Here is a 26,571-nt window from a genome sequence, read left to right on the forward strand (position 1 = left end):
TTGAAGTTAGCATTTGAATTGAGAAACCAAACTCGTTAAGTGCATTGCCTTAGCTCGCAAGTGCTGGCACTCCTGAGCTGTTTTCTCAATCATGCTATCGCTCTCTCTGGCGATTTCAGAAATGCCTGAGATGTGCGGTGAGATCTCGTTGATGACGTTAGATTGCTGGCCCGTTGCTGAGGCGATCTGCATGTTCATCGCATTCATCTCATCGACACTTTGAGAAATGCTTGATAGCTGCTGCTCTGAATTAGAAGCCTCAACCTGGCAGTTACTCCCAAGAGTGGTGCTAGTATCAATCGCAGCCACGGCTTGTTGAGTACGATGCTGAAGCTTCTCGATAATGCCGCGTATTTCTTCAGTTGATGCTTGGCTTCGTGAGGCGAGCGTTCTAACTTCGTCAGCAACCACCGCAAAGCCACGGCCTTGCTCTCCAGCCCGAGCGGCTTCGATTGCTGCATTCAATGCCAACAAGTTCGTTTGTTCAGAAACATCGCTGATCACATCCAACACAGTGTCGATAGAGTTGGCATCTTGAGCGAGTTGATTAACGATTGCCGTGGTGTCGTCGAGTTGCTGGTTCATGTGTTCGATACTTTCTGAGGTGACGGTGACCGATTTTTGACCGATAATTATCGCACCTGAAGCTCTGCTCGCGCTATCGGCAGCACCGTTAGCGTTTTGGGCTATTTCGTCAGAGCTGGCTCCCATCTCGTGAATGGCTGTGGCGACTTGTTCTATTTGGCTAGTTTGTTGTTTGATGTCTTGTTCCATTGATTGAGCCATTCCATCCACGCTCTGAATGGATTCTGATATTTGTTGACCCGTATTCGACACGTCTTTAAGCAGGTCGCTAAGGTATTGAACAAATTGGTTATATCCTTTTGCAATCTGGCCTATTTCATCATGACGTGAGTCATCCAAGCGAAGCGTTAGATCGCCACCGCCTTTTCCTATCTGTTGCAATAGTTCTGCAACCTCAACGAAAGGCAGCAACAGTTTGTTGGTCGCCCATGCTGCGATTGGTGTGTAGATTGCAGCGATGAGTAAAGCCATAAAGATAATAGTTTGACTGAAGTCGTTTAATTCACTTAATACTTCTTGCTTGGGGATTTGAGTAATCAAAGTCCAACCAATACCCGGCATCGATTTGGAGCCTAGAATTTGAGGCTGTCTGTCAACAACACCCTCATGAACAATGGTTTGCTGACTACCGAGTAACAGGCTACTTTCAATCCCGATAGAGTCCATTGATTGACCAATTAGGTTTTTGTCAGGGTGAACCTTGATGATCCCTTGTTTATCGACCAGAAAAACAATACCGTTTTCATCCACGCTGTGATTGCTGATCAATTGGGTAATACTTTCCAAGGTTAAGCCGATGCCAGTCACACCGATACGTTCGCCGTTTCGAGTCACCACATAGTTGACAAATAGCGCTGGGATGCCAGTACCGGCATCAATATCTAAAGAGAGCTCAAATGTTTTGTCTGACTGGATGAAGCGGTAGATCCATTGGTCATTTTGTTCATTGGCTGAGATGGTTTTTAGTATGCCGTTGTGGGTGTAGTAAGTGCTCGCTTCGTTGGAAACGTAATAGGCACTGATCGCGTTGAATTCGTTTTTAACAGATTGAAGATAGGTCCGAAGCTCTTCTTCCGAGAGTGTGGTTTGCTGCATTAAAGGCGAAAGCGTCATCATCTTTGATGCGAGAATAGGAGTTTCCAGCTTAAGGTTGATTTCATTGCTCACCTCGCCAAGTGACGCGGGCAGTTCTCTTTCAAAGGTCCTATCAATCAGGATGGCTCGGCTTGATTGAAATGAATATATCCCCATTACGCTAATAATGGCCAGAGTAGCGATGATCGTCGCCAATATTGCCTTAGTTCGTATAGTAAATTCCAATTTAGAGTCCCTTCTAACAACGTCCAATGTTTATTTGTAAATATAATGTTAATTAAAACCTGACCTAATGGTCAATAAATGAATCCTAGAAATGAGCGCTGTGCGATATTTGTACAGATTTGAGGCGTCACATTTACTTGTCCTTTGACTGAGGGCTTTTTCCGGAGTTAAATTCAATTAATAAAAATTACACTCATTGGTTTACTTGTTTGATATGTAAACATTGCTAATGTAGTTTTTGAGTTGGGCCTACCCCAACGTTGAAGAGAGACCAATGAAAAAATATCTATTACCGATTTTAGGAGTACTTGCCATGGTCGCTATCGTCAGCACAGGTTCACAATCAAATGACAATCTAGATAAGCTTCCGAAGAAGTTTGTTAACAGTGAATTGGAATACAAATCGGGTATGTCGGATATTTTTTCAATCTTGAAAGCTTATGTGACAGTGGAAAGAAATGAGCCAGTGCCACGAACCGCATTGCCTCTCGTTCCAATGACTGCGGAACAGTTGATTGAAGAGCAAGAAGAGGTTGCGTACCGCTTAGGTCACTCAAGCGTGATGATAAAGCTGGATGGCAAACTAGTTATGACAGATCCTGTGTTCAGTGATCGTGCATCGCCAGTTCAATGGATGGGGCCAAAGCGTTTTCATCCAACACCAATCACATCGCAAGATCTACCCGATATTGATGTGATGGTGATCAGCCACGATCACTACGACCATTTAGACAAAGGTGCTTGCCGATAAAGGAGGTACGTTTTTGGTGCCAATTAGAGTCGGTGGGCTACTGGAAAAGAGCTGTCATCCAAATAGACGTAGCTAAACCGTTAATGTGTATAAACCTAGCTTATACACAAAACGCCACCGATCTTACTATTCGGTGGCGTTTTTTGCTTTTTGAAAAGAGTGGCTTGTTCGAAAGGGCTGCTTGTTACTTAGATCAATTTTCGAGGTTCTTAGCCATTTTGTTCGCTATTTTGCTGAACTGTTCTAATTCATCTTCGGTCATGCCTTTGGTCATTCGTTGTAGCATGTCTCGATCAATATTAGAGACTTTACCCATGATCTCTTCACCCTTATCAGTCAGGACCAACAATTGGCTACGTTTGTCTTCAGGGTTTAGAGACTTCTTCACAAGCTCTTGATTGATCGTTGTATTTACTAGTCTCGTGACTTGTGCTTTATCACGGCATAGGCAGTTTGCGATATCGATAGCGGTACATGGAGATTTCTTAGTAATGATCTTCATGACACGAATGTTCATAGGTGCGATCTCAGAATCTAAGCTCTCAATCTGTTCACGCATTTGGCGTTTAAAAGAGTGTACTAAGCGAAAGATGGATTCTAGCGATGTGTTATCAGACATAAACGATCCTCGGGAATACAGCTGATAGTATCAACCATTGTGCTTGTAATTGACATTATCACTTAGCGGTTCGTAAATTCAAGTTAGGAGACAGTAATGACGATGCAAATAATCACAGGCAAAAACAATAACTATCGTATCACTATTGAAGAGTTGAGTGTTAAAGAAGACTGTGAACTTTAAACCATGCAGCTTGAAATTGAAGACAGAGAAAACATGTTCACGATTGTTGAGAAGATCAAAAAAGACAATGGCTTAGATGAGAAATCAACAGCGCTTCTTCGACAATGACATATTTAACAAGTTAGCAAACTGATCATCAGGTGCTGGCTTTTCTTTTGTTATATTGACTTAGAGGTATGTGTTTACTTGCGGTACATGTGACAATAAGCCTTTGAACACTTTACGGTGCAACCATCGTATGAGTGATGCAATTGTCCAAGCCTATTTCTAATCGTTCTAAATTTAAACGGTATATTATGACAAGTATATTTGAGCAGGCGGCTAAAGAGTTATTAAGCCGTCGCACCGCGGGAACTAAAGCACCAAGGTTAATCGAACAATATCGCCCAACCAGTTTAGATGATGCGTTATCCATTCAAGAATCAATGATTGAAATACACGCAGATAGAGTGGGGGGCTGGAAGTGTCTGTTACCTCTTGCAGAAAATAAATTTATCGTAGCGCCTATTTTCGCTGACAACGTGCAGCAAGGAGATGTTTGTGAACTGTTCGCAGACACAGGGTCTTTACCAGGCAAAGGGGTAGCCCGAGTTGAGCCAGAAATCGCTTTTGTGCTGACTAAGTCATTGCCTGCGAACTCAAATGGCTACAGTGAAGTACAAATCAATAATGCAATTGGTTCATGTCGTATGGCATTGGAGTTGATTCAATCTCGCTTTGCTGATGACAGTGGTGCAGAGTTTTACGAAGTTTTAGCCGATTGTTTGGCAAACCAAGGCCTATTTCTTGGTCCTGAAATAGAGAAAGATGAAGCGTTTGCGGCTGCCAAGGTCGAAGTGGCTATAACTCAAGCTGGAAAAGTTCAGGCATTTTCTGGCGCTCACCCTAACGCATTAGCTCAAAACCCTATCTACTGGTTGATCGATACGATGACCAAGCGTGGAGTCAGTTTTGAAGCGGGCGAGGCGATTATTACAGGGTCTTACTGTGGTGTGGTTGAGGTTGACTTCGATGAGCTAACAACCGTTGCTTATGATGATATCGGAGAGTATCAAGTGACTTTCAACCAAAAGCGCTAAGTTCTTTACAAGCTCTGTTTATCAAGAGAGCAGCTCTCTAAAACTCTGCTTTACGCATAGGCAATTTGTTCTCGAAAGGCTATTTACTGGTGAGTAAATAGCCTTTTCTATTATGTGATCTTCAATAGAGTTCTTATTACTTTGCATTAAATTGGGCGTTTAGACGTCTAGACGTTGACAAGTCCTAAGTGTGACATTAGTCTGCTCTCCTCCCTGTTCTATAGTGTTGTCGTTCCATGTCCAATTCAAAAAATTCTAATGCGGTTATTGCTCCTTCGGCAGTTGCGCTTATCCCTCTGATCGTGTTCCTAGCGCTGTTTATTGGCGTAGGCACGTACTTGTCACTGCAAGGCGTCGATTTTGCTTTCTATCAGCTGCCAGCTCCGATTGCGGCTTTGCCTGCTGTGGTGCTGGCGTTGTTGCTAAGCAAAGATAAATTGAACCGTGCTATCGAACAATTCTTAGGTGGAGTCGGTCACAAAGACATTATCGCAATGTGCATGATCTACCTATTGGCGGGTGCTTTCGCAGCTGTGGCTAAAGCGTCTGGTGGCGTTGACGCGACGGTAAACCTCGGTCTGTCGGCGATCCCGACGAGCATGATTCTGCCGGGGATCTTTCTGATTTCAGCTTTCATCGCGACAGCAATGGGTACGTCGATGGGCACCATCGCTGCGGTTGCACCTGTGGCGTTAGGCATTGCTGACTCAGCAGGCATGAGCATTCCACTGACTGCAGGCGTTGTTTTAAGTGGTGCTATGTTTGGTGACAACCTTTCTATTATCTCAGATACCACGATTGCCGCGACGCGCTCGCAAGGCTGTGAGATGAGAGACAAGTTTAAAGAGAACATCCGTATCGCACTTCCTGCTGCACTTATCGCGGTTGTTATCTTTGCTTTCAATAGCACAGCGACTCAAGTGCCAGAAACGGGTCCTATTGAGTGGCTTAAAGTGCTGCCTTACATCACGATCTTGATTCTTGCAGTATCAGGCATGAATGTGTTCGTTGTGCTGACCATCGGTATCTTACTGGCGGGTGGCGTTAGCTTAGGTTCAGTGGAGAACTACGGCTTAACGGATTACGCGCAAGATATCTATGCTGGCTTTGGCAACATGCAGGAAATCTTCTTACTGTCGATGCTGATCGGTGGTTTGAGTGAGCTGATGCGTCGCCAAGGTGGTCTAGCGTTCTTGACTAACCTGGTAAGTAGCATGATTCGTGCGTTCGGCTCTTCACACTCTAAGCAAGCGAATGGCCGCGCAAGTGAGTTAGGTATTGCTGGTTTGGTATCTATGGTGAACATGTGCACGGCAAACAACACAGTAGCGATCATTGTCTCTGGTAGTGTTGCTCGTCAATTAGCAGAAGAGAACGATGTATCTCCACGTCGCTCGGCGAGCTTATTGGATATCTTCTCTTGTGTGATTCAAGGTGTGTTGCCTTATGGTGCGCAGGTGCTGCTATTAGGTTCGGTATTTAACCTATCGCCGTTAGAGATCGTTTCTAACTCATACTACTGTTTCGCATTGGCTATCGTGGCAGTGATTGCGGTATTCATCAAACACCCTACGCGCCAAACTGCAGCGACATAATGAAAGCTCGTTTCTAGTAAAAAGGCGCCTTAATCGGCGCCTTTTTTTGTGCTCTTAATATGTAGACCGTCAGTTTAGGCGGTCAATCACGAATCTGAGTGCTTACCACTAATACGGATCTTGATTAAAGCAGCTTCTCTAGCTCGTTTGTTGTTGCAACGTTGCTATAACCAAAGCTAAGTGCTGCCATGAATACGGCGTGCACATGTGCTGCAGGTACTTTAACGCCATTGAACTCCATATCTAAGGTTGTGCAAGCATCATGCGCTACGTGGCATTCATAGCCTAAATCGGTTGCTGCACGAGTCACAGCATCAATACACATGTGACTCATTGCACCAACGATGATCAGTTTTTCAACGCCTTGCTCTTTTAGCACCTTGTTCAGCTCTGTGTCTCTAAAGCTATTGATTTGATGCTTTACGATAACAGGTTCACCTTCTAGCGGAGTCACGCTGCTGTGGATTTGAGCACCGTCTGATTCTGGCAAGAAGAATGGAGCATCATTCGTCGGAAACTCATGACGTACATGAACCACAGGAAGTTGCTTGTCTCTGAAAGCGGATAATAACTGTGCACCTTTTTCGGCTGCTTTTTCTGTTTCAGACAGCGCCCATTTTGCACCCTCGTATGAAGGGAAATAGTCATTTTGAAAGTCGATAAGTAGTAGGGCTGTTTTCTTCATAGTCTATACCTTTGTATTTAGTGTGTTGCGGTGTAGGGATATTATGAATACTCTGTAGTTTTTATCACACGTCAAAAATGACAGACTCTATGGCAATAGTGACAAAATCAGTAATGGTCGAAATCATCGACTATCCAGGCTCTCTGCAAAGTGCCGTGTTTGGAGTGAAAGAGTTTCTTCAATTGGCTAATAGCCTCGAACCTTCCAATGAGCAGGTTCAGTTTCATGCTGAAATTAAGCCTTACGACGATTGGTCTAAATCGGTTGATGGATTAATCGAGAACTCAAAAGCAGACATCATTTTGGTGCCGCCAAACCTAGATGGCAGCTACTACTTAGAACCAGATGAAGGTTTGTTGGATTACCTTGTTCAGTCTCATCAACGTGGGTCGATACTCTGTTCTGCTTGCGCGGGCGTGTTTATTTTAGCTGGAACGGGGTTGTTGCAGGGACGAACCGTGACAACGCATTGGCAAGCACAGAAACAATTCTCGGAGCAATATGCTGAGGTCGATGTTGATGTGGATAAAATATTGATCGATGACGCTGACATTATCACCGCTGGCGGTTTGATGTCGTGGATGGATCTCGCTTTGTTTATCCTGACCAAATATACAACCCCGACCAATACTCGCAATCTAGGTAAATACCTCGTGCTTGATACGGGGTTGAGAGAGCAACGCTACTATCAAAGCTTTGTGCCGAACTATGCTCACGGCAATGACAAGATTGTGCCAGTGCAGCGTTTTATTCAAAAGAACCATCATCTTTCGTTGTCTCTTGACCAATTGGCTGAAGAAGCGTTTATGAGTCGGAGAACCTTTATCCGTCAATTTACCAAAGCGACGAGCTATACGCCGATCAATTATATCCAACACGTACGTATTCAAAGTGCGTGCGAGCTACTGGAAAGCTCTCATAAACCGGTTGAGCAGATCAGCTACCTAGTGGGCTATGAGGACGTGAACAGCTTCCGAAAAGTCTTTGTGAAAATCATCGGCTTAACGCCATCAAGATTTCGGTCTAGATTTCTCTCTGAGGAATGATTTACCATAGATTGATATTCAATACTTATCACTCGCACTGATTCAATGGTTCACTTACTGAATATGTGACGTGATATTGAAATGATCTTTTCTCGAACATAAATGGAATTTTGATGCTCGCTATTCCCTTGCCATTTGTTGCTGCTCTACTGTTATTTATCACGGCCGTTTTGCTTCGATATCGTTACCCACAAACAAGTCAAAAACCATTTTGGTTTATCATGTTGTGCGCGTTGATGATTACTGTTGTTGGGTTACGTTGGACGGTAGATATCGCATTGTTTCGTTTCTTACAGCCAGTACTAGGGGCAAGCGTACCTGTAACAGCATGGCTCTGCTTTACGGGGGGTCACCGAAGTAAGCCCAATACACATTTGCATTGGTTAGGTCCAGTCGCTGTTCTGGTTGGCTCATTTTTTTATGAGCATCTTTGGGGCGGAGCGATAGATATATTACTGATCTCGCTCTATCTCGGCTATGGCTGCTTGTTGTTGAAATCATCGTTTAACTTTCCAGAGCACGTCAGGTTGAGTGATGTATCGAATGTTTTGCTCGCTGAACGTGTTGCTGGTTTTGCTTTACTGTTTTCAGCTCTCGTGGATGGTATTATCTCGTTTGATATTTTGCAGCTCAACGCACAACACATTGACTTGATCCTATCCATTAGCTATTTAGTTCTTATTCCCGCAATTGTTGGGACTGTGATTTTTGTCAGTACCAGTACGTCTCTGATTCAGAAGCAAAATCAACAACAGAGCGAACTTCCAATACTAAATAGCTTACCTGACGCAGCTGATGCACTGATAACAACGGTAAGCTTTGACGAAGACAAAAATGTCACGCAGATAGTCGCTAAGTTTGATGCATTGATGAGAGATCATCAGGTGTTCAAAGATCCAGATTTATCTCTCAATCGATTGGCGAGAAAGTTAGGCATCCCAGCTCGGAAAATATCGTCAGCAGTTAATCAAACTCATAATGAGAACATTTCGAAGGTGATCAATGCTTATCGAGTTGAGTATGCCAAGATTCTATTGAAGCAAAGTGATGAGACGATAACCGATATCTTCCTTAATTCAGGTTTTCAAACCAAGTCCAATTTCAATCGTGAGTTTTCAAGGATTACTGGGCAAACTCCGAGTGAATTTCGAAGCTCGCCACAAGTCTTAGATTGAGTGTGTTTGCTTTTGGTTTATCAATTCAGAAAGTTAGCGATGTCATTGAAGAACAATTGATGTAACTGGTCGCGTGATGTACCAATGCCATCTTTACAAATAATGCCATCCCCTGGCACCTCCTCATTCAGCATGGCTATAGCACCGGGTTTACAGCCTTGAATGAAGCTAAAATGGGTGGTGTTGTCATAGACTTTGTAGCGTCTTGAATTGATAGGTACATGTTCGGCAATATAGCCAGACTCTAATGCTTGAGGAAGATCTCCAATATCGCTCCCAGCTGCCAGTATCAAGGTTGGCACTTTAATGTCATTTAAGCTAACGATTGAAAAGCTGCGAGCAGGCCCTAGATCAAGGCTAACCACGCGCTTTATTCGAGGGTCTGATAGGCCTTTATCGTTTGGTTCAGCCGTTTGGACTTGTGAGAGCCCTAATTCTTCAGGAAGCCCACAGGTACGTGGGTTGGGGTATATAAGACACTCAGCCTCGAAGGTCGCCCTATCGATTTTCGCTCCTGCCAATTGCATCACTGTCCAGCCTCCTAATGAATGTCCAATTGCAGTGATATTGTTGGCATTAACCGATTGCTTCCATAGAACTTCGCTTAGCAGGTAATCGAGAGTTCGTGTGATATCTCGCGGTCTTTCCCACCACTTGGCTGCTTGCTCTGGAGATTGGTCAAAAGATGTGGTTCCCGGATGGTTGACTGAGGCGACTATGTATCCACGATGTGCGAGTGCTGTTGCCAACCAATTCTGGTTTCGCCAGTTTCCTCGGTAGCCGTGTGATAAAAGCACCACAGGAAAAGTGCCAGATTGAATTTCTCCATCTTTGACGACTTGTGTGCCGATGAAGGCCGGGTTATCGCCAATCAAGGTCGTGTTTGATTTATCTTGTGTGGGATACCAAATCGCAGTGTTTAGCGGGCGATTAGAATCGTCAGTTAAGGTGACTTGAGTGAATCCGACATCGGAAGCTATGGCAGAAGTACAAAAGGAAAGTAGGAATACGAACAGTAAGTGTGTCCACTTCATGAGGTTGACTCCAGTTGAGGTAATTGGAGCTAATATGCGCTAAAGCCAGTGAGGGCGAGGCCTCAAACACGATCGAGGACGTCCTAAACCGTGTTTAAGTACCAAAGTTAGAGACTTAGTTTTAGTTATCTTCTTCTAGGGTATTCCTCTACCAAGCCGTTTCTTTCTAAGCCACGTCTTACACTGCTGCATAGCTTACCGAAGCGACGCAGTTCTTCGAAGTTCGGTCCTTGTCCCATTGAAATACTGTGTTCCCAGTACATCAATTCTGTGTCGACCATCTCCAATAATTTCTTAGAGCAACCCGAGCAGTTACCCTTTGGACTACAGATAAACGTTTCTGATTCGTAAAGAGGGAGTTCGTTTTTTACTTCTTCGATGAGACTCAACATTGCTGAATTTAGGTCTGGCTTTTTGTCCGTGAGTGGTTTCAAGCTCAATCCTTGTGAGGCAATCACAGAAGAAGTTGATGTGTTGGTGTGCAAATTCAAAGCAGCTGATGACATATCAAAGGCCTCAAAGAAAAAAGAAGAGGCGCATGCTACTCGTCGCAAGAAAATGAACCTTGATGTAGTGCAATAAGTGTGGAGATATACCCCAAAGAGGTAGGTGAAAGAGGGAATCAGAGTCACAAACGTTTTGTGACTCTGGTTTATCTCTTAGGCTTAATGCAGAAAATAGTCTTAACGCAGAAAATAGGCTTAACGCTTAGAATTCAGCGTCGAACTGGAACACCATCCACTCTTTGGTGATAGGGTGGTGCAGCGCAAGCCTTTCAGCATGTAAGTGCAGTCGGTCGGCTTTGTTGCCGTATAAGCCATCACCCAAGATAGGCATATCTAGCCCTTCTTGGTGTGAACAGTGAACACGTAACTGGTGAGTGCGGCCAGTTTTAGGGTGTAGATAAACCTTGGTGGTGTCTTGGTTTCGCTCAATGACTTCCCACTTGGTTTCAGCTGGCTTACCGTGCTCGTAGCAGACAATTTGACGAGGACGATCGTACAGGTCACCACGCAGCGGTAATCGAACATAACCCTCATCTTCGGTCAGAACGCCTTCGATCATTGCCACGTAGCGCTTCTCGACTTCACGAGTAATGAATTGTTTCTGCAGGCTTTTGTTTGCACGTCGAGTCAGAGCAAATATCAGAATGCCAGAGGTCGCCATATCCAAGCGGTGGATAACAAATGGCCCCTCAACATCTTGATGCATTTCTTGAACGCGAGTGTAGGCCGAATCTTTGATGGTTTTACCTGGTACGGATAGAAAACCTGCTGGCTTATGTACCACCACGATGTGATCGTCTTGGAACAGGATGTCGAGATCTTTACCTTCTGCTGGGTTTTCTAGCAATGGGTTTGGATCGACTTTTAGGCCTTTCAACATATGGCCAAGGATCGGCACACACTTACTCTGACAAGAAGCGTAGTATTTCTTGTGCTTTCGGATTTCAGACTTCGGTGAACGACCCCACCAAAATTCAGCCAATGCCAACGGTGTATAACCATTTAGATACGCGTATTGCAGCAGCTTGGGGGCAGCGCATTCGCCAGAACCTGCTGGTGGTATCTTGTTTGGGGTGTCTTCAAAGATCTGGTTTAGATCTTCAATATTTCCTTCCGCATTTTGGAAAGCGTATTGTGAAAACAGTTTGTGCTGAAGCTGATGAGAAAGGTGTGCTCTTTGCTCTTTGAGTTCAGCTAATTGAGTGGTGAACACACCAACTTTGCTTTGAAGTTCATTTAGGGTTTGTTCCCAGTTGAGCTTAAGATATTTCTGCTGATTTTTATCGGCAACGCTGGCTTTGTTTAACTCGTTATTCAGCTGTTCGAAGGCTTGCTCATCAAGGTTTTCTTTACCTTGTTCACGTTGTTCTTTACGTGTTTTTCGGCCTTCTACAATTAACAAACGTTGAGCTTCAATCTCTTGTTCTGCCAGTGCTTTCTGTTGTACTAGTTGTTCACATAACTCAAGGTATTCAGCGTTCGTTTGCAGCGCTTTAAATTTCGCATTCACAGCCATCATGTCGGCCGTGTCTTGATGGAAAAAACTGTCGCTGCTGAGCATGTCGAATACGGGAGGTACAAAATGGGGCAGTAAGTTTTGGTCTGCGATTTTGCCAGAGAAAGCAGAGAAGTAACCAAGCTCACCTTCTGGACTTTTCACTAGCAACACGCCGAACATCTTGCCGCGACCTGTATCAGAGTCTAGCCCGAAGTCATGTTGCCAATCGGTTTGTGTTTCTAGGTATTGTTGAAGTTGGTGAGAAGCGATTTCACACAGTGCGTGCGGTTCATAATAGAACGGGAAGGTGAAACGCTCAGGCAACGAATATGACTCGATCGGCTGTTGAAAGCGAGTGAAGCAGTTCTCAGGTGTGTGGCTGTTTTCTGAGGCGTGCGTTGGTTTGGATGAGTGCATGTTGTCGTCTTACTACTTATATCGTGGTGATAAATGGTTGTGAGTCTACTGTGTATGATTATAGAGCCTAGAAGCTGAGCGACCAAAACAGAGGCCTTTAAAAACAATGCTTCTAGAAACCGACGTTCTAATAATAAAAACTGAAGAAACACATTACAAGGCGGGGATTCTACTCTTTATCGAAAAGCGCCTCAAATAAGAAATGGCTCAATGATGGGATGAAAGAGTTGTCATTTTGAATGTAAAACTCAGGAATATCGCTTGATAGCCATAAATTGCTGAGTGACTTCTCGTTTCTAATCAGAGAAGGTAACTTTACAAACTAAGGGTGGTAGCCTTGCCGCCCCTTATTCAATCTAAGGTAACGTTATGATTCCACTCAACACTTCCATCGTAGCTGGTGTCGCTCTTTCAGAGATCGACGGACAAACGAAAATGCTATTAATGAAGCGTATGAAAGGCGAATTTTGGTGCCATGTAGCAGGCTCGATTGAAGCGGGGGAAACAGGCTGGCAGGCCATTGTTCGTGAGTTTGAAGAAGAGACCAAAATTGAAGTGGAAGCCTTGTACAACGCACAGTTTCTGGAGCAGTTCTACGAGGCGAACGTCAATGTCATTCAACTTATCCCAATCTTTGCTGTGCTTTGTCCGCCAGACCAAGCGGTAGAACTAAACCATGAACACACTGAGTACCGTTGGTGTAATTTAGAAGAGGCGAAAGCGTTAGCGCCGTTTCCTAACCAACATGCGGTCTACGATCATATCTGGTCATACTTTGTCGATAAGCCAGTTAATCCGCTTTACCGTGTGAAATTAAATTAACACTGACTGTTTAAGATCTAGGACTTACCAATATACGGGGTTAAAAAGGCGCTCACTTGTGCTTGGCATAGCCCTACATCGACTCTCACGCTATTTGACTCGAGTATCGCGACACCACGACCATTATTGCGCGGATCTGGGTCTAGCATGGCAACGACGACGTGTTTGATGCCTGCTTTAACCAATGTATTGGCACAAGCGGGTGTTCTGCCAACAAAAGAGCAGGGCTCTAGAGTTATATAAGCGGTAACACCTTCCATTTTTCCGTTATAGCTATTTAACGCTTCGACCTCTGCATGATTTCCACCGACCTTTTGTGTGTACCCAACCGACACGACCTCACTGTCTTTGACCAAAACACAGCCCACTGGCGGGTTTGGTTGGCAATCAGGTAGGGCTTGGCGCGAAGCTTCAAGCGCTTGCAGCATGTATTGTTGGTTCATGGTCGTTACTCTGTATGACGAGAAGGCGCAGCAGTTAGTCGCCAGGCGCGGTTGATGAGACTAGTGACTAACTTACTAAGCTAATAAGCGTGGACATGTTAGATCTGATTGGCTTTTTAGGCAATGGTTTTCATTTTGCATCCGGCCGATCGTTGGCTGTAACCGCTAATTAACTAACTGTGGCTAATCGTTAACTTTTTCCAATCGTTAACTTTTTCCAATCGTTAACTTGGGCCAATGAGTTAACCAGTTTTTAGATTGGACTCGTTGATCAAACACGTCGCGGCTGCGATTGGGGTTCGGTGTGATTTTCAAATTAAATAAGCTCTCTAAACCAAAAGCAGAAATACACTCGATTTCCCCTGTCGGGCTTTGTTTTACGGCGATCGCCGTCTCTTTCTCTGGCCAGTAACTCATCGCACCTAATGCACTTTGATAAGGTTTGTCGCCATTTCGGGTGTGCATACTGGCTTGATTGCGAACTTGCCAATCCAATTCCGGTAACCACTGTTGAAGTTGAGCTTCGTATCGAATAACCGATTCGTAAGAGGTATCATCGCGATCAAAGTAGATCACATCAATGTCATTGAATGGTGTAGGGGAGTCAAAACCATGCAGGTGATCCCATACTCGATTTCGCACGAAGCCTGCGGCGACATAGCATTGTGGTAAACCCAGTTGAGAGACACATCCTAAAATCTGCATTCGCAAGGGATCTTGCTTGATCAACTTGACGATGCGGTCAGTTAATGGCTCGGACATTTATGAAGTAGTAACGTCGGTTATTTGATAATGACGAGTTACGTTCTTTGAGATGTCGCACCATTCAGAAGCTTTGACTCGTTGTTGGTGGGCTTCGAATGTTTCTCTACTAGTGAACTCTTCATAAACTTCAAATCGATTAGGCTGAAGTGAACTTTGACTGACTCGAAACACGATACAGCCGGGTTCTGAGAGGGTAAGTTCCTTATGAACGACCAGCGCTTGTGTGACCGCTTCTAGGTCGTTGTCTGGCACAAGAATATGCCCTTGTAGAATGACTTTACTCATAATCACGTCCATTTAATCTTATCTATTACTGTCTTTTTCTATTAAAAGCTCTTCCGTTACAAACATAATCCCATTTTGAGTTTGTGTCGTATAGCTCTATGTGAATAAAAAAATAACCAGCTCAACAAGAATATTAGTTACGTCGTAACTTAAATTGTAGAGGAGGTAATTTGTAGGAGAGAAGAGACAGTTAGTGGTAGGGGCAGGAAAGGTAAGTTATTGGGAACTAAATCCGTGTTAGCCCGGTCTATTAAATATGTATCACTGAACTGTATTGATACTGAAATGAATTTGTCATCTGAGATAACTAATCTAAATTTCGAACAACGGCTTAAGAGATTGAATTGAGCCATAGTTGATAACTAGGTCATACTTTGATGTAAATGGTACTCAAAACTCTATATATTTTGTGATTTGTATCATTGATCTGGCCGTCAAACACCGTTAGATTCGAATTGTTAGCAATAAAAATAGCTCATGAAGAGCAGTTAAAGAAAAGGAAATATCCCTTATGAAAAAAATGAGAAGAGCACAGCTTCATCGCGTTCGCATCCAATACTGGAAAGACACAGCGAAAGAAGCTTCAAAGAAATAAGCTTTATATCGATAACTGAAAAGCGAAAGAGCTTGAAGTTAAATGATGAATTAAAAGCTTAGCAACAGAACAGGTTACAAGATCTGTAAACGCAACAAACCGATTTCAATAGCACTCTCAAGGACATTCATCTGGTCGGCGACTAAAGAAATCATCCCCCAAAGAGCTGGCAGGCATTAACAATAATGCAATTCAATGTCAGCTCATTAATACCCCCTAGTTTATCTTTGCCTCACTCAGTAATCAGCATCCAAAACCAAAATAAAAACTTATCACCATTCTGTATCTTTGCCTCTATCACTAAAACCATTGTTAGGGTTTAAAGCGCTTAAAAATAAAACAGCAGCCAATAAAAAAGCTCCCGATTTCTCAGAAGCTTTGATTTAGATTTGATATCTGATGAGATTCGCCGCTTAGGGCTTAGGGCTTAGGGCTCAGAATCAGAACAAGTGACTCTAGCGTTGGAACAGCGTCTTCAAGCTCACATCATCAGTTCGGTTCAACTTAAGGCTCAGCAAGTAACCACCAATACCGAGCAGTACGTAAATACTTAGCGACAGAATAGAGACTTCTGAAAGCGCACTGAATGGATTGCTTGTCGTCAACACTTTCATCGGCAGTGAGGCAATGACAGAAAAGAAGTCATTGATGCCATAGAATCCGAATAGCGCGATAGCTAGCCACTTAATCGCAAAGCTTGAGATTAAAATAACAAGCAGCGGAGAGTTAACTAGTTGCGAAATCGCTAGAGTCATCGTTGCTAATGGCAATAGAACTAATGCAACCAGCAGCATTCGACCAAAGAAAACCACCCAATTGGTTAGCACATAGAATAGCGATTGTTGCTCTACTATCAGTGCTAATTGTTGTTCGCTTGAAATGTTCAGAATCCAAAACAGAGAATCAGCGAATAGCACCAAAAGCGCGCAGATAGCGGGGATAACCACTAAACCGAAACCTAGCTTCACGGCGTGAGTCATGACATTCGACACAGGCATACTTCTCCAAAACATTGAGCTGCCTTCTTGGCGCTCTTTACGCAGTGTTTTAGGGATGTAAAGCGTCGAAAGCAACAGTGAAATTAGGCCCGCGCCAAAGTAGATCATTGAATTGAGGTCTCGTGAGAAGTCTCTGTGCATGCTACTTACGTCACCGTTAACTTCCATCTGGAAGAAAAAGTCGTGTTGTGCTTGACCACTAAAGAACAAGCTAACGAAAAGCAAGAAACCAAACAAACCGATAAACAGAGGCAGTCGAGTGTTAATTTTGTGCTCGATAAGTTCTTTTTCTAGCATGTAAAAACTTGGATGCATTATGCCTTCTCCGTCTGTGTTGCAAGGAATAGGTCTGCGAGACCCACCTTGTAGATGTTACCCAATGATTCAACTTGCGCTTTATACTGGCCTTCCAGTAACCACTTAGTTGTTCCTAGCCCAGGTTGTGAAGTCAGTGGATTGAGTTTCTGGATCTCGCTCGAGTGGTTGTTTGCGACATCGATAATGAAATAGTCGTTCTCGATGTCTTCCATGCTCTTTTGCAACACACAGTGGCCTTGTTTCAGAATCAACACGTCCGTTAATAGGTGTTCGATCTCTGAAACCTCATGGCAAGCGATGATCATCGCGCGTTCGCCGTCATGGAACCACTCTAGAAGGTGGCGATAAAAAGTATCGCGGTAGAGTAGATCTAGGCCCAGTGTTGGCTCATCTAAGATCAATACCTGAGTGTCGGTAGCAATGATGATCGCAAGGTGAAGTTGTACCTTCATTCCTTTAGAAAGCTGCTTGATCGTTGAAGAGAGTTTTATGTTGGTGCTGCTGAGCGTTTGTTTAGCTTTTTGCTTATTGAGGCTTGGGTGTACACCCTCTGTGTAGCGAAGCAGTTGTTTAACCGTCATCCACTCAGGCAACACGTTTACATCTGAAATGTACGATAAGTGTTGCATGAGTTCTGCGTGCTGGTGGATAGGGTGGTAACCATTCACCTCAATCTCACCTTGATAGTTGTGTCCACCAAGCAGTGATTTGATCAGTGTCGATTTACCCGCGCCATTGTGGCCAAGCAGCCCAAGCACTTGCCCCGGCTTTAACTCAAAACTGATGTTCTCGACACCCACTTGATTTAAATAGGTTTTGGTTACGTTTTTCACTGAAAGTAAAGTACTCATGACTTGTCCTTTATATGTTGTTCTAGCTGTTTCACGAGTTCTTCGACACTCATATCAATGATGCCTAGCGTCTCAGCGATGGCTGGGATCTGTGTGTTAATGAAAGCCTGGTGTGCCGATTCTTTCAACTTTTGAAGTGCACCTTCCGCCACATACATGCCTTGGCCGCGTTTTTTCTCTACTAGGCCTTCATCAACCAGTAACTGATAGCTTTTCATGACCGTCAGGTGGTTGATCTTGAGATCGGCAGCAACCGCACGCACAGAGGGCAATGCTTGTTGCTCTAACCAAACACCTTGAAGAATTTGGTCACTGATCTTCGCAGCAAGCTGCCTGAAGATCGGTTGGTCGTCTTTCCATTCGGTCATAATTAAAACTGCATGGTGATATACATGTGTATAACACTAACCTTTTTATTCGAATTGGCAAGGGTTTTATAGAATACTTTTATGCCTAAATGAAAAATATTTAGCATGATGGGGGGCTTTAAGCCGACTTCCCTGTCAGCTATCAGTAGTTGTATTAAAGGTGGCTATTTGAATAGGCAACCATTGCTTGTCTATATTTCAAGTAGGGTGAGAGGCTTTTATTCCTCTGAGTTACTGGGTCTGCTATACAAGTAACCTTGATGCAGGTTGTAGCCTAGCTGGCACAAGATATATTGCTGTCTGCGAGTCTCTACGCCTTCGTAAATCATTGTAATGTTGGACAAGCGACCAATTTCAGAAATGTTGAGCAGCATGGCCTGGTGATGCTCACCAGACTCGATGTCTTTGACAAAACAACGATCCAATTTGAGATACGTCGGGGAAATGATACTGATGATTTCGATGTTATTGTTTCCGGTTCCAAAGTCATCCAGCGCGATAGTAATCCCTAGCTTTTTAATGTCTCTGATGTTATCGAACACTTCACATCCATAACAGATATTTGAGTATTCGGTTATCTCTACTACAAACTCATTGGCTTCCATTACGGCTAAGTGATGTCTGATTTTCTCGAAGTTCGTTCCCACCAATGCACTTGGGCAAACATTCACGCCATAGATCTCGTGGCTGTTATTGGCCTTAGCATTCTTGACGGTTTCAATCAGTAAAATCGTATGGAAAGTGAGTAGGTTGATGCGTCTCATGGTGTTGATAAAGTCCAACACACCGACATTTCGAACTCTAGATAACAGCTCGTAATACAACACGCTATTATCTTCTGTATTGATGATGGGCTCTTCTTCAAAAGATATGTTTTTCCAGCGAAATATATAGACCACAAAACCTAAAATATAAGAGTGATAGAGAAGGGGGACTAATAGCATTGCCAACGTAACCCACAACGCGACAATGTCGTTGCTGTAAAAGGTAATGGACGCACCGCTTGGAAGCGGGGCTTGATAGATAGATTTACTATTTTCCCCAAGGTTTAGAATGTAGTAACCGTTCTTTTGTATGGAGACAGAGTCAACTAACAAAGGCAGTAATGAGTTTCGGTAGCGGGCTTCAATTGAACCTTTGGAGATCCGCACAGTAAGATCAATGTCATGTTTAGGGTCGGTGAATCGTGAGTAAGCAAAATCAGCACTGTCGTAAAAGCCATCAATCTGGTCGAGTTCTACCATCTTCGACCGTGTTTTGGATACATAACATGAACCCAAAGACGTCGTCATCACTACTGAATCCAGATTGAGTGAGTGCCTTAACGCATGCACTGTGCCTTCGTTGTTGCAACCGTAATTCATGACTTCTTCAGCAATTTCTTTGGTGTTTTGACTGTATTCATCGGCGATTTTCGTCGTATAAAGGATTTGTAAAAAGTAGACAACGAATAAGATAATTGATGAAACAGTGAACACAAGTATTAAAGCTCTTATCAACTCTTTTTGGTAAGCGTTGAACATCAGCTTTAATACTTCTTTGTGGCTAGATTTGAATTGGTTGATGTTGTACTTCGGTGCAATTCGATTGGTAGAGCTTTTATCAAGGTCGATGAAGTAACCGACTTTATAGAGATTCGATATCAGTTCATTTTTATTATTTACGTTGGCCTTTTTACATAGTTTACGATATTTCTTTCTTATCGACGCGATAATGTTTTTTAATGCATACAAACTGAACTCCTCATCAAAATGTAGTTTAAATGATTCCTCAACATCTCTAGCCGATTGAGGGTTTGATATTGATGAATGTTCTAATAAAAATTTTAGAACAAAACTCTCTTTACTATTAAGGGTTTCTTCTGATATTTTTTTACTGTTCCTTTTGATATATATTTTTTCTTCATTATAAATTAGTTGCAAGCTCTCATTATTATTATTTATGTTGAAAGAACAGTGCATGGCTCAACTCCTAAGCGATAGTTATTATATTTGTGTGATTGATATGTGATGGCTGGGATTGTCATTCAACCCAAGAGTCCGTTCTAAATAACATAACTAAAATGTCACCATTTCCTCCTAATATATTGATACTAATCGCAGAATTCGGGCTGTAATGAAAGGTTATAGAGATGTTCACCCAAAACTTGAATTTATAAATGAAAGCCGATGTTTTACAAGAGACAAGGGGGATTTATCCATTTGTTTTGGTATTTATCCATTTGTAATCCTCTATATCAACAGTTTCAACCATAACTTTAGTGATTGCTAATGTAGTTGCGCATGGTATTTGTGGTGGTTATTGATGAGGCTGATTTATCAGGTTTTTCAGGATGAGAATTAATTACAAATAAGTAGGTAATATTAATATCATTTAATTAAGGCGTTATATTCCTATATTTAATGAAACTTTTAATTGATTGTTATATTAATAATGATTTTTCGGGGTTTAATGAATAGGATTCATCAATTAATTTAATAATATTAAAACCTTGTTTATTTTAACTAAGAAGGATGAAGCGCAAAGCGTTAGGTCGGCCGAACTGTGATATTGATTCCATGATTAAGCTGTTTTTGGTTGGTTTTCGTGCTCTACTTTGTTGAAGAATATTTCAATTTGATATGAGTGAGGTTCACATAATGTCTATGTTACTGGTGAAATCTTACTATATTAACAATTTGATTCAATAAACATTCTTTTTGAATGAGTTATAACTAGAAAGCAAAATTGGCTTTTGATTAATTTACATGCACTATCAAACATAGCTCTAAGTAAATCGGTCTCGCTTTATGTACAGGGTTAAAAGAGCCTCTAATTAGACTGGCTAATAGGAGCTCTTGACAGGTTCTTTTGAAGACTTCCTTGTGATGCCTTTCCTTTTAAACGTTCTTTTAGCAGCTTTTATTTCTACCGCTAATGAGAAACCGTCCCCGGTAACGATGGTGTTCGAAAGCTCTTTACTGTAGCCGAAGCTTGCCAATTCTTGATTTCCGATGAAAGGCACAGCAGCTTCGATAGAGTTGTCACGGTTATTTGCAAATGCAGACAATGACATACATACCGTTGAAATGACGAGGCTCAAATATGAGTCGCGACACAATCAAGAATGAGCTAAACAAGAACTGACATAAAGTGAATAAAACTAACTTGAACCTGAAGACGAAAGTACGGTTTTATATGTAGGTGGCAAGCGGTGAATGTCGATTAACATGCGCCATTTGATAAATAAATCTTTAGTTGCCGATTTATCAAGCGGATAAAAATTGAATTTCGACTTCATTTGATGGAATAGGCTTACTGACAAGAATCCTTGAAGATACTGGTATCCACAGTCGATTAATAAGTCTTTTTGGGTTTCGGTCTCGACGCCTTCCGCCACTACCTTTAACCCCAGTTTGTCACAGATAGCATGGGTCGCTTGGACAATCGCTTTACTTCCTTTGTGCGAACCGTGGACAAAGCTTTTATCGAGTTTAACTGTGCTAATTGGTAGGTCGTGCAACATCGAGAGGGAAGAGTAGCCAGTGCCGAAGTCGTCAAGGTGAAGCTCGACACCCAGTTTGGATATATCATTCAGCGCCTGCCTAACTTCACCGTGTTTGAAAATCATTGAAGATTTGGTAATTTCCAGGGCGATACTTTGAGGGTGGATATTGTAGAAGTGAAGCATGGCTGACAGTTGTTCAGCAAAGGTCGCGTGCATCTGAATACTCGAGATATTAATGCTCATCATCAGTTCACTATCAAACTCTCGATGCCATATCGATAGCTGCTTAAGTGCTGAATTGAGCACCCACTTGCCTAGCGGTACTATCTGACCTGTTTCTTCCGCCAAGGTGATGAATTCATCAGGGCGAATGTGACCGAGTTCTTTATCTGACCATCGAAGTAGCGCTTCAAAGCCCTTCACCTTGCACTATTGGTGTTCATGATCGGCTGATAATGCAGATTGAGATCTTCGTTTTCTAGCGCTTGCGTCAATCGATGGCGGATTTCTACTTTTCGGTGAAGCTTTTGTGCCAAGTCTGGAGTGAAGGTTTGGAAGCGGTTTCGACCATTGGCTTTAGCAATGTGCATCGCCATCCCTGCTTGTTTTAGCAGATACTACCGAAACTCAGGCGTATTGGTTGCTGAACGACGTATTTTGTAAAGGTGTATGTACAAAAGTGATCACAATATTTTGCGTACGGTAAAGTTAAGGCTCTAATAACAATATTGATGATATATGATCAGTATATATACTACCCTCGCTTTTAATAAATACTGGTGATAGGAATGTCGAAAACCAAAGTGCTCATTGTCGAAGATGACCAAGAGATCGCTCGTTTAACGACGCTTTATCTTGAAGCGGAAGGTTACAATGTCAGCGTTGTTCATGATGGGAATTTAGCGCTTGAAGCAATTCGTAATACTGAACCTGATCTTGTTCTGTTAGACCTGATGCTGCCCGGTTTGAGTGGTGCTCAAATTTGCCGCCAGGCTCGCGAGTTCTACAACGGAATCATCTTGGTGCTTACTGCTTCAGCGGATGAGATGAGCGAAGTTAGCTTATTTAAGTTTGGTGCAGACGACTACGTCACTAAGCCTATTCGTGGCCACGCGCTGTTAGCTCGCATTGAGGCTTTGTTGCGCAGAGCGTCACCTGTTGTTGGGATAACGGATACTGGTACTGAAAAACAGTGTGATATTGTCATTAATAATACGGCGCAAAGTGCCACGTTATATGGACAAAACCTCAAGCTGACCTCTGCAGAATTTGAAATCCTAAACCTTCTGGTTAATAACATCTGTCAGGTTGTGACTCGAGATCAGTGCTGTCAGTTATTCAGAGGGATTGATTACGCGTTTAATGACCGCTCGATTGATATGCGAGTTTCAGGATTGCGTCGCAAGCTGCGTATGCACGCAAAAGACAAACAGTTGATCCGCACGGTTCGCAACAAGGGGTACATGCTGGTTGCGTAAGTTCATTGTTACTAAGTTACGTTCGGTTTCTATGTTCGCCCGTTTATACCTCGGCATTGTGACTGGGATGTCAGCGACGATTTTCCTGTTCTTGAACCTTGGTGAAGGGCACATGCGAAGAACCGAGATAGAAACGTTTCTTAACGATGGTTCTTACTTTGTTGAACAATATATCCGTCAGCATAATCAAGTGAACTCGCTATACCAAGCACTCGATAAAACAGGCTACCAACAATTTTATATCTTCAATTTACGCCTGTTAGAAAATTGGTCGGGAGAACTTCCCTGCCAAAAATGCGAGTTATATACAACATTAAATGGTGTGCCGATTTATCTCAGTGATAACAATCTCTATTCGGCTGTATTTCAACTTCCAAACTCAAAATTTAGCTTCGTATTCAGTGAGGTAGGCGATTTTTTCTCTCCTGATATTGAATGGTATGAAGACTCTGAAAGGCATTTTTTATTAGGACTATTGCTGGCGATTATTGTGGCAATTGGTGCAAGTGTTTACTTACCTGTAAGACGTTTTCAAGAACGAATCGAGTTACTGGTTGAGAAGCAGAAGCAGTTTGGTCGAGGTAAGTTGAGTACCCGTTCCAGCATGGATGAGATACATCCAGTGTCTGATCTTGCGAGTAGTTTCAACGTCATGGCTGAAGAGATCGAAAGCAAAGTTAAACAAAGTCATATCTTTGCCCAAGCGATCCCACATGAAGTTCGTACGCCGTTGAGTCGTATTCAGTTAGCGACGGATCTCTTAAGGAGAGGCGCACCAAGTCATCATCAAGCGTTGTTTGATGATATTGATGGTTATATTGAAGACATCAACGAGCTGACCTCGGAGATTATCATGCTGTCGAAGTTGAACGTGATGGATAACTTTTTCTTTGAGCTGGTGAAGGTGAGAGCGGATCTTGCTGAGTATTGCTTGGATAGGATTCGTTATTCGGAATTAGACAACATCAGCTTTGAATCTAAGATAACGCGAGACTTCGATATTAAGTGCGATTGCATGATGGCTCGTTTGGTGTTCGATAATATTCTCAAGAACGCGGGTAACTATACGCAAGATAAAATTTGGATGACCCTGGATGAAAACTCCAAGAGTTGGTTAGTCGTTATTGAAGACAATGGTTCTGGAATTCCAGAAGATAGACGGGATGAAGTCTTTTTGCCGTTTGCTCGCCTAGACTCAAGCAGAACGTCGGCCACGGGAGGCTCTGGGCTAGGGCTTGCGATTGCCATTTCGGCCGCTAAGAAGCTTGATTGGGATATCAAAATAGATGACAGCAATCACGGTGGTGCTAAATTTAGTATCGTGATTCCTAAGGTAGCATAGCTGGGTGCTTTAAGATCTACTTAAGTTCTAAGTTCTAAGTTCTAAGTTCTAAGTTCTAAGTTCTAAGTTCTAAGTTCTAAGTTCTAAGTTCTAAGTTCGTAAAACAACAAAGCCACGGTCGAATGCTGTGGCTTTGCTGTTTTTGATTTACATGTGTTTAAAGTGAACTTGCTAGCCACGCACTGGAATTTTCAAATAGCTATCGCTTATCGCTTTGAACGATGCAGGCCATAAATAGCGTGGTCGATGATGCGACCATTCAAGTTCTCGTTACGAGTGATGATGCCTTCCAATGTGAAATGTAAGCGCTCACAAACTTTACGGCTGCTCATGTTCTCAGTGGCGGCTGATATTTCAATCTTTTCCATATCTAACTCATTGAAAGCAATATCAATCAGTTTCTGAACAACACGAGTGACAATGCCTTTGCCTTGTTGAGTCTGTGACACCCAATAGCCAATCGTTACTTTCTTGGTATTGTGGTCGATGGTATTGAAACTGCAGTTACCTACGATTTTCCCTTGATACACGATGGCGCATGTCATGCTCTTCCCTTCAGCATAATCGTGTAATGAACGCTGGATAAAAATCCTAAAGTCTTGTTCTGTTTTACAGTGCGGTGGCCATGCTAGCCACTGGCTAAGATACTCATTTTGGCTTTGTGAATAGTCAGCGTAATGGGTAGCGAAGCTTTCTTCGACCAATGCGATGGAGAGCTCTTCGTCTATAAGAGTTTCAAACATACGTGTTTAAGTCCTCGGTTGGTTTGAAAATGTACGATTAACTGCAAGATATAATGTCGCATAATAAACAATATGCAACAACTTGTAGCACGAATATTACGTGATACGTTAGTTCTATCACGAAACTCGTTAAACCTTACAATAGTTGTGTATATAATTATTGGCTATGCATTAGTATTGGCAGCCTAAATATATAAAAACTATAAAAATGCTAGGCTTAAATAATGATTCAACATTGCCAGAATGTAACCGTAGACCTTAGAAAGGCTCTATTTGGTATTGCGAAGGCGCTTGATAACGTCGGTTTTGAAAGCAAAAATCATGGACAGAGGGTGGGTTACATCGCGTATCGATGTGCTCTGAGTGTCGGGTGGGAGGAAGAGCAGGCGCAACTTGCGTTCTCCTTAGGGTTAATTCACGACTGCGGTGTATCACAAATTGATGAGCAACTTAGTCTGACTTCAGGGTTTGTTCCCGATGCGAGCTATCACCATTGTCAAAAGGGCTACCAAATACTAAAACAATGCCCGGTTCTTTCTATATTCGCTAAGCCGGTGCTTTATCACTATACCCCTTGGGTTGAACTTAAGGCGATGCCGATCAGTGAGTTAGAGAAGGAGTTGGCTACGATTGTCATGCTCGCGGATCGAGTGGACTACCTATACGGCATCACTTCTTCAGATCGGTATGGAAACCTGACACCAGATGGTAAAGCGAGCATTATTGAACGTTTGACTGAACAAGCAGACGAGATGTTCGAAACCAACCTTGTACAACATATGTGTGAGCTCGTCGATCTGGATGATTTTTGGTTCTCGATGGAGATCCCTTACATTGAAAACATGAGGGATAACTTTGAACCAGTGCCGTTCTTCTCTCAACAAATGTCGCTGGATGAGACCGTGGCTTTTGCCGAATTTATTGCTAATGTGGTTGATACCAAGAGTTCGTTTACCTTTAAGCACTCTTTGAAGGTTGGGCAACTCTCAGAATATCTTGCCAAGCAGCTGGGTTACTCATACACAACTCAGCGCAAACTCTATTTAGCAGGGTTAGTCCACGACATCGGCAAACTGCAAACACCTAATGACATTCTGCATAAGCCGTATTTGCTAACCGAAGAGGAGTATTGTTGTATTAAGCGTCATGCAACGGATACTCGGTTTGCACTGCAAGAGTTGTTTAGTTCTCCTCAGATTTGCCAGTGGGCATCCAATCATCATGAAAGGTTAGATGGCTCAGGCTACCCGATGGGTAAAACGGCGGAAGAGTTAGATCAACCGAGTCGGATCGTTGCAGTAGTTGATGTGTTCCAAGCATTATCTCAGTCACGTCCGTATCGTGCTGGTATGACGTTAGAGCAGACGATGGCCATTTTGAGAGACCATGTTGAGAACTGTAAGTTAGATCGAGAAGTGTTTGAATGTCTTGAAAAACACGCACACTACTGCTTTGAATTATCGACCGATAAAAGAATGTACGCGTTTTAACGCTAATGAATACTTAGTGGCGTGATGAACTTGTAAATCATGTATTTGTAAGCCATGAATTTTTGTAAACCATAGATTGGCAAGCCCTAAGTA

The 26,571-nt window shown here is 42.9% G+C and carries 23 protein-coding genes and 3 pseudogenes; 10 read left to right on the top strand and 16 right to left on the bottom strand.

All coding sequences use genetic code 11. The features are described 5' to 3' along the window. Window positions 1-6 precede the first annotated feature (6 nt). Window positions 7-1,905: a methyl-accepting chemotaxis protein gene (locus tag ACMAZD_RS21165; protein WP_435250484.1), complete on the bottom strand. Its 1,899-nt coding sequence runs from the start codon at window positions 1,903-1,905 to the stop codon at window positions 7-9. A gap of 274 nt (window positions 1,906-2,179) precedes the next feature. Here ACMAZD_RS21165 and ACMAZD_RS21170 point away from each other — a divergent pair. Further along, window positions 2,180-2,705: pseudogene (locus tag ACMAZD_RS21170) on the top strand (MBL fold metallo-hydrolase); the annotation flags it as partial. Between the two features lie 144 nt (window positions 2,706-2,849). Here ACMAZD_RS21170 and ACMAZD_RS21175 read toward each other — a convergent pair. After that, window positions 2,850-3,275: a MarR family winged helix-turn-helix transcriptional regulator gene (locus ACMAZD_RS21175; RefSeq protein WP_435250485.1), complete on the bottom strand. Its 426-nt coding sequence runs from the start codon at window positions 3,273-3,275 to the stop codon at window positions 2,850-2,852. A gap of 102 nt (window positions 3,276-3,377) precedes the next feature. Between ACMAZD_RS21175 and ACMAZD_RS21180 the strand changes: the two are divergent. The 3 genes and pseudogenes from ACMAZD_RS21180 to ACMAZD_RS21190 form a co-directional block, all read left to right on the top strand. Next, window positions 3,378-3,557: pseudogene (locus ACMAZD_RS21180) on the top strand (DUF3861 family protein); the annotation flags it as partial. Window positions 3,558-3,754: 197 nt separating this feature from the next. Next, a complete protein-coding gene (locus ACMAZD_RS21185) occupies window positions 3,755-4,537 on the top strand; it encodes a hydratase (protein WP_435250486.1) in 783 nt (260 codons plus the stop codon). A gap of 236 nt (window positions 4,538-4,773) precedes the next feature. Next, window positions 4,774-6,132, top strand: coding sequence for a Na+/H+ antiporter NhaC family protein (locus tag ACMAZD_RS21190; protein WP_435250487.1), 1,359 nt, complete (start codon window positions 4,774-4,776; stop codon window positions 6,130-6,132). Window positions 6,133-6,256: 124 nt separating this feature from the next. Here ACMAZD_RS21190 and ACMAZD_RS21195 read toward each other — a convergent pair whose 3' ends face one another. Further along, window positions 6,257-6,817, bottom strand: a complete 561-nt coding sequence (locus tag ACMAZD_RS21195) for a cysteine hydrolase family protein (RefSeq protein WP_435250488.1) — start codon at window positions 6,815-6,817, stop codon at window positions 6,257-6,259. 89 nt (window positions 6,818-6,906) lie between these two features. Here ACMAZD_RS21195 and ACMAZD_RS21200 point away from each other — a divergent pair, with 89 nt between their 5' ends. Both ACMAZD_RS21200 and ACMAZD_RS21205 read left to right on the top strand, forming a co-directional pair. After that, the gene (locus ACMAZD_RS21200; protein WP_435250489.1) at window positions 6,907-7,863 is read left to right on the top strand and encodes a GlxA family transcriptional regulator; all 957 of its coding nucleotides are present in this window, start codon (window positions 6,907-6,909) and stop codon (window positions 7,861-7,863) included. A gap of 110 nt (window positions 7,864-7,973) precedes the next feature. Then, window positions 7,974-9,038: a helix-turn-helix domain-containing protein gene (locus ACMAZD_RS21205; RefSeq protein ID WP_435250490.1), complete on the top strand. Its 1,065-nt coding sequence runs from the start codon at window positions 7,974-7,976 to the stop codon at window positions 9,036-9,038. 20 nt (window positions 9,039-9,058) lie between these two features. Here ACMAZD_RS21205 and ACMAZD_RS21210 read toward each other — a convergent pair whose 3' ends face one another. The 3 genes from ACMAZD_RS21210 to ACMAZD_RS21220 form a co-directional block, all read right to left on the bottom strand. Then, entirely contained in the window at window positions 9,059-10,072 is a 1,014-nt protein-coding gene (locus tag ACMAZD_RS21210; RefSeq protein ID WP_435250491.1) for an alpha/beta hydrolase family protein, read from the bottom strand. A gap of 125 nt (window positions 10,073-10,197) precedes the next feature. Beyond that, the gene (locus ACMAZD_RS21215) at window positions 10,198-10,578 is read right to left on the bottom strand and encodes a hypothetical protein (protein WP_435250492.1); all 381 of its coding nucleotides are present in this window, start codon (window positions 10,576-10,578) and stop codon (window positions 10,198-10,200) included. A gap of 202 nt (window positions 10,579-10,780) precedes the next feature. Beyond that, entirely contained in the window at window positions 10,781-12,493 is a 1,713-nt protein-coding gene (locus ACMAZD_RS21220) for a pseudouridine synthase (RefSeq protein WP_435250493.1), read from the bottom strand. Window positions 12,494-12,862: 369 nt separating this feature from the next. On the opposite strand from ACMAZD_RS21220, the gene ACMAZD_RS21225 reads away from it, so the two are divergent. Beyond that, a complete protein-coding gene (locus tag ACMAZD_RS21225) occupies window positions 12,863-13,315 on the top strand; it encodes an NUDIX hydrolase (protein ID WP_435250494.1) in 453 nt (150 codons plus the stop codon). Window positions 13,316-13,332: 17 nt separating this feature from the next. Here the strand turns inward: ACMAZD_RS21225 and ACMAZD_RS21230 are convergent, their stop codons facing one another. From ACMAZD_RS21230 to ACMAZD_RS21270, 9 genes and pseudogenes are all read right to left on the bottom strand, one after another. Continuing rightward, window positions 13,333-13,758: a bifunctional diaminohydroxyphosphoribosylaminopyrimidine deaminase/5-amino-6-(5-phosphoribosylamino)uracil reductase RibD gene (locus tag ACMAZD_RS21230; protein ID WP_435250495.1), complete on the bottom strand. Its 426-nt coding sequence runs from the start codon at window positions 13,756-13,758 to the stop codon at window positions 13,333-13,335. 207 nt (window positions 13,759-13,965) lie between these two features. Continuing rightward, entirely contained in the window at window positions 13,966-14,520 is a 555-nt protein-coding gene (locus tag ACMAZD_RS21235) for a nucleotidyltransferase family protein (protein ID WP_435250496.1), read from the bottom strand. Next, window positions 14,521-14,808, bottom strand: coding sequence for a putative quinol monooxygenase (locus ACMAZD_RS21240; protein ID WP_435250497.1), 288 nt, complete (start codon window positions 14,806-14,808; stop codon window positions 14,521-14,523). A 1,050-nt stretch (window positions 14,809-15,858) separates the two neighbouring features. Next, window positions 15,859-16,716 carry a hypothetical protein gene (locus ACMAZD_RS21245; RefSeq protein ID WP_435250498.1) on the bottom strand — a complete coding sequence of 286 codons (858 nt, stop codon included), beginning with the start codon at window positions 16,714-16,716 and terminating at the stop codon, window positions 15,859-15,861. Continuing rightward, entirely contained in the window at window positions 16,716-17,570 is an 855-nt protein-coding gene (locus ACMAZD_RS21250) for an ABC transporter ATP-binding protein (RefSeq protein ID WP_435250499.1), read from the bottom strand. The genes ACMAZD_RS21245 and ACMAZD_RS21250 overlap by 1 nt, the downstream gene beginning before the upstream one ends. Further along, complete coding sequence (locus ACMAZD_RS21255; protein ID WP_435250500.1) at window positions 17,567-17,938, bottom strand: GntR family transcriptional regulator; 372 nt, start codon at window positions 17,936-17,938, stop codon at window positions 17,567-17,569. Before ACMAZD_RS21255 ends, ACMAZD_RS21250 begins: the two co-directional genes overlap by 4 nt. A gap of 218 nt (window positions 17,939-18,156) precedes the next feature. Next, a complete protein-coding gene (locus ACMAZD_RS21260) occupies window positions 18,157-19,899 on the bottom strand; it encodes an EAL domain-containing protein (protein ID WP_435250501.1) in 1,743 nt (580 codons plus the stop codon). Window positions 19,900-20,762: 863 nt separating this feature from the next. Continuing rightward, entirely contained in the window at window positions 20,763-20,987 is a 225-nt protein-coding gene (locus tag ACMAZD_RS21265) for a hypothetical protein (protein ID WP_435250502.1), read from the bottom strand. A gap of 199 nt (window positions 20,988-21,186) precedes the next feature. Continuing rightward, window positions 21,187-22,039: pseudogene (locus ACMAZD_RS21270) on the bottom strand (putative bifunctional diguanylate cyclase/phosphodiesterase); the annotation flags it as partial. Window positions 22,040-22,213: 174 nt separating this feature from the next. Here ACMAZD_RS21270 and ACMAZD_RS21275 point away from each other — a divergent pair. Then, window positions 22,214-22,903 carry a response regulator transcription factor gene (locus ACMAZD_RS21275; RefSeq protein WP_102434131.1) on the top strand — a complete coding sequence of 230 codons (690 nt, stop codon included), beginning with the start codon at window positions 22,214-22,216 and terminating at the stop codon, window positions 22,901-22,903. Next, on the top strand, window positions 22,896-24,245 hold the full coding sequence (locus ACMAZD_RS21280) for a sensor histidine kinase (RefSeq protein WP_435250503.1): 1,350 nt from the start codon (window positions 22,896-22,898) through the stop codon (window positions 24,243-24,245). Before ACMAZD_RS21275 ends, ACMAZD_RS21280 begins: the two co-directional genes overlap by 8 nt. 206 nt (window positions 24,246-24,451) lie before the next feature. Here the strand turns inward: ACMAZD_RS21280 and ACMAZD_RS21285 are convergent, their stop codons facing one another. Beyond that, window positions 24,452-24,988 carry a GNAT family N-acetyltransferase gene (locus ACMAZD_RS21285; RefSeq protein WP_435250504.1) on the bottom strand — a complete coding sequence of 179 codons (537 nt, stop codon included), beginning with the start codon at window positions 24,986-24,988 and terminating at the stop codon, window positions 24,452-24,454. A 224-nt stretch (window positions 24,989-25,212) separates the two neighbouring features. Here ACMAZD_RS21285 and ACMAZD_RS21290 point away from each other — a divergent pair, with 224 nt between their 5' ends. Beyond that, entirely contained in the window at window positions 25,213-26,478 is a 1,266-nt protein-coding gene (locus ACMAZD_RS21290) for an HD-GYP domain-containing protein (protein ID WP_102349433.1), read from the top strand. Window positions 26,479-26,571: the final 93 nt, after the last annotated feature.

Origin of the sequence: Vibrio sp. nBUS_14 (genome assembly GCF_051201655.1) — a bacterium.
Classification (GTDB): domain Bacteria; phylum Pseudomonadota; class Gammaproteobacteria; order Enterobacterales; family Vibrionaceae; genus Vibrio.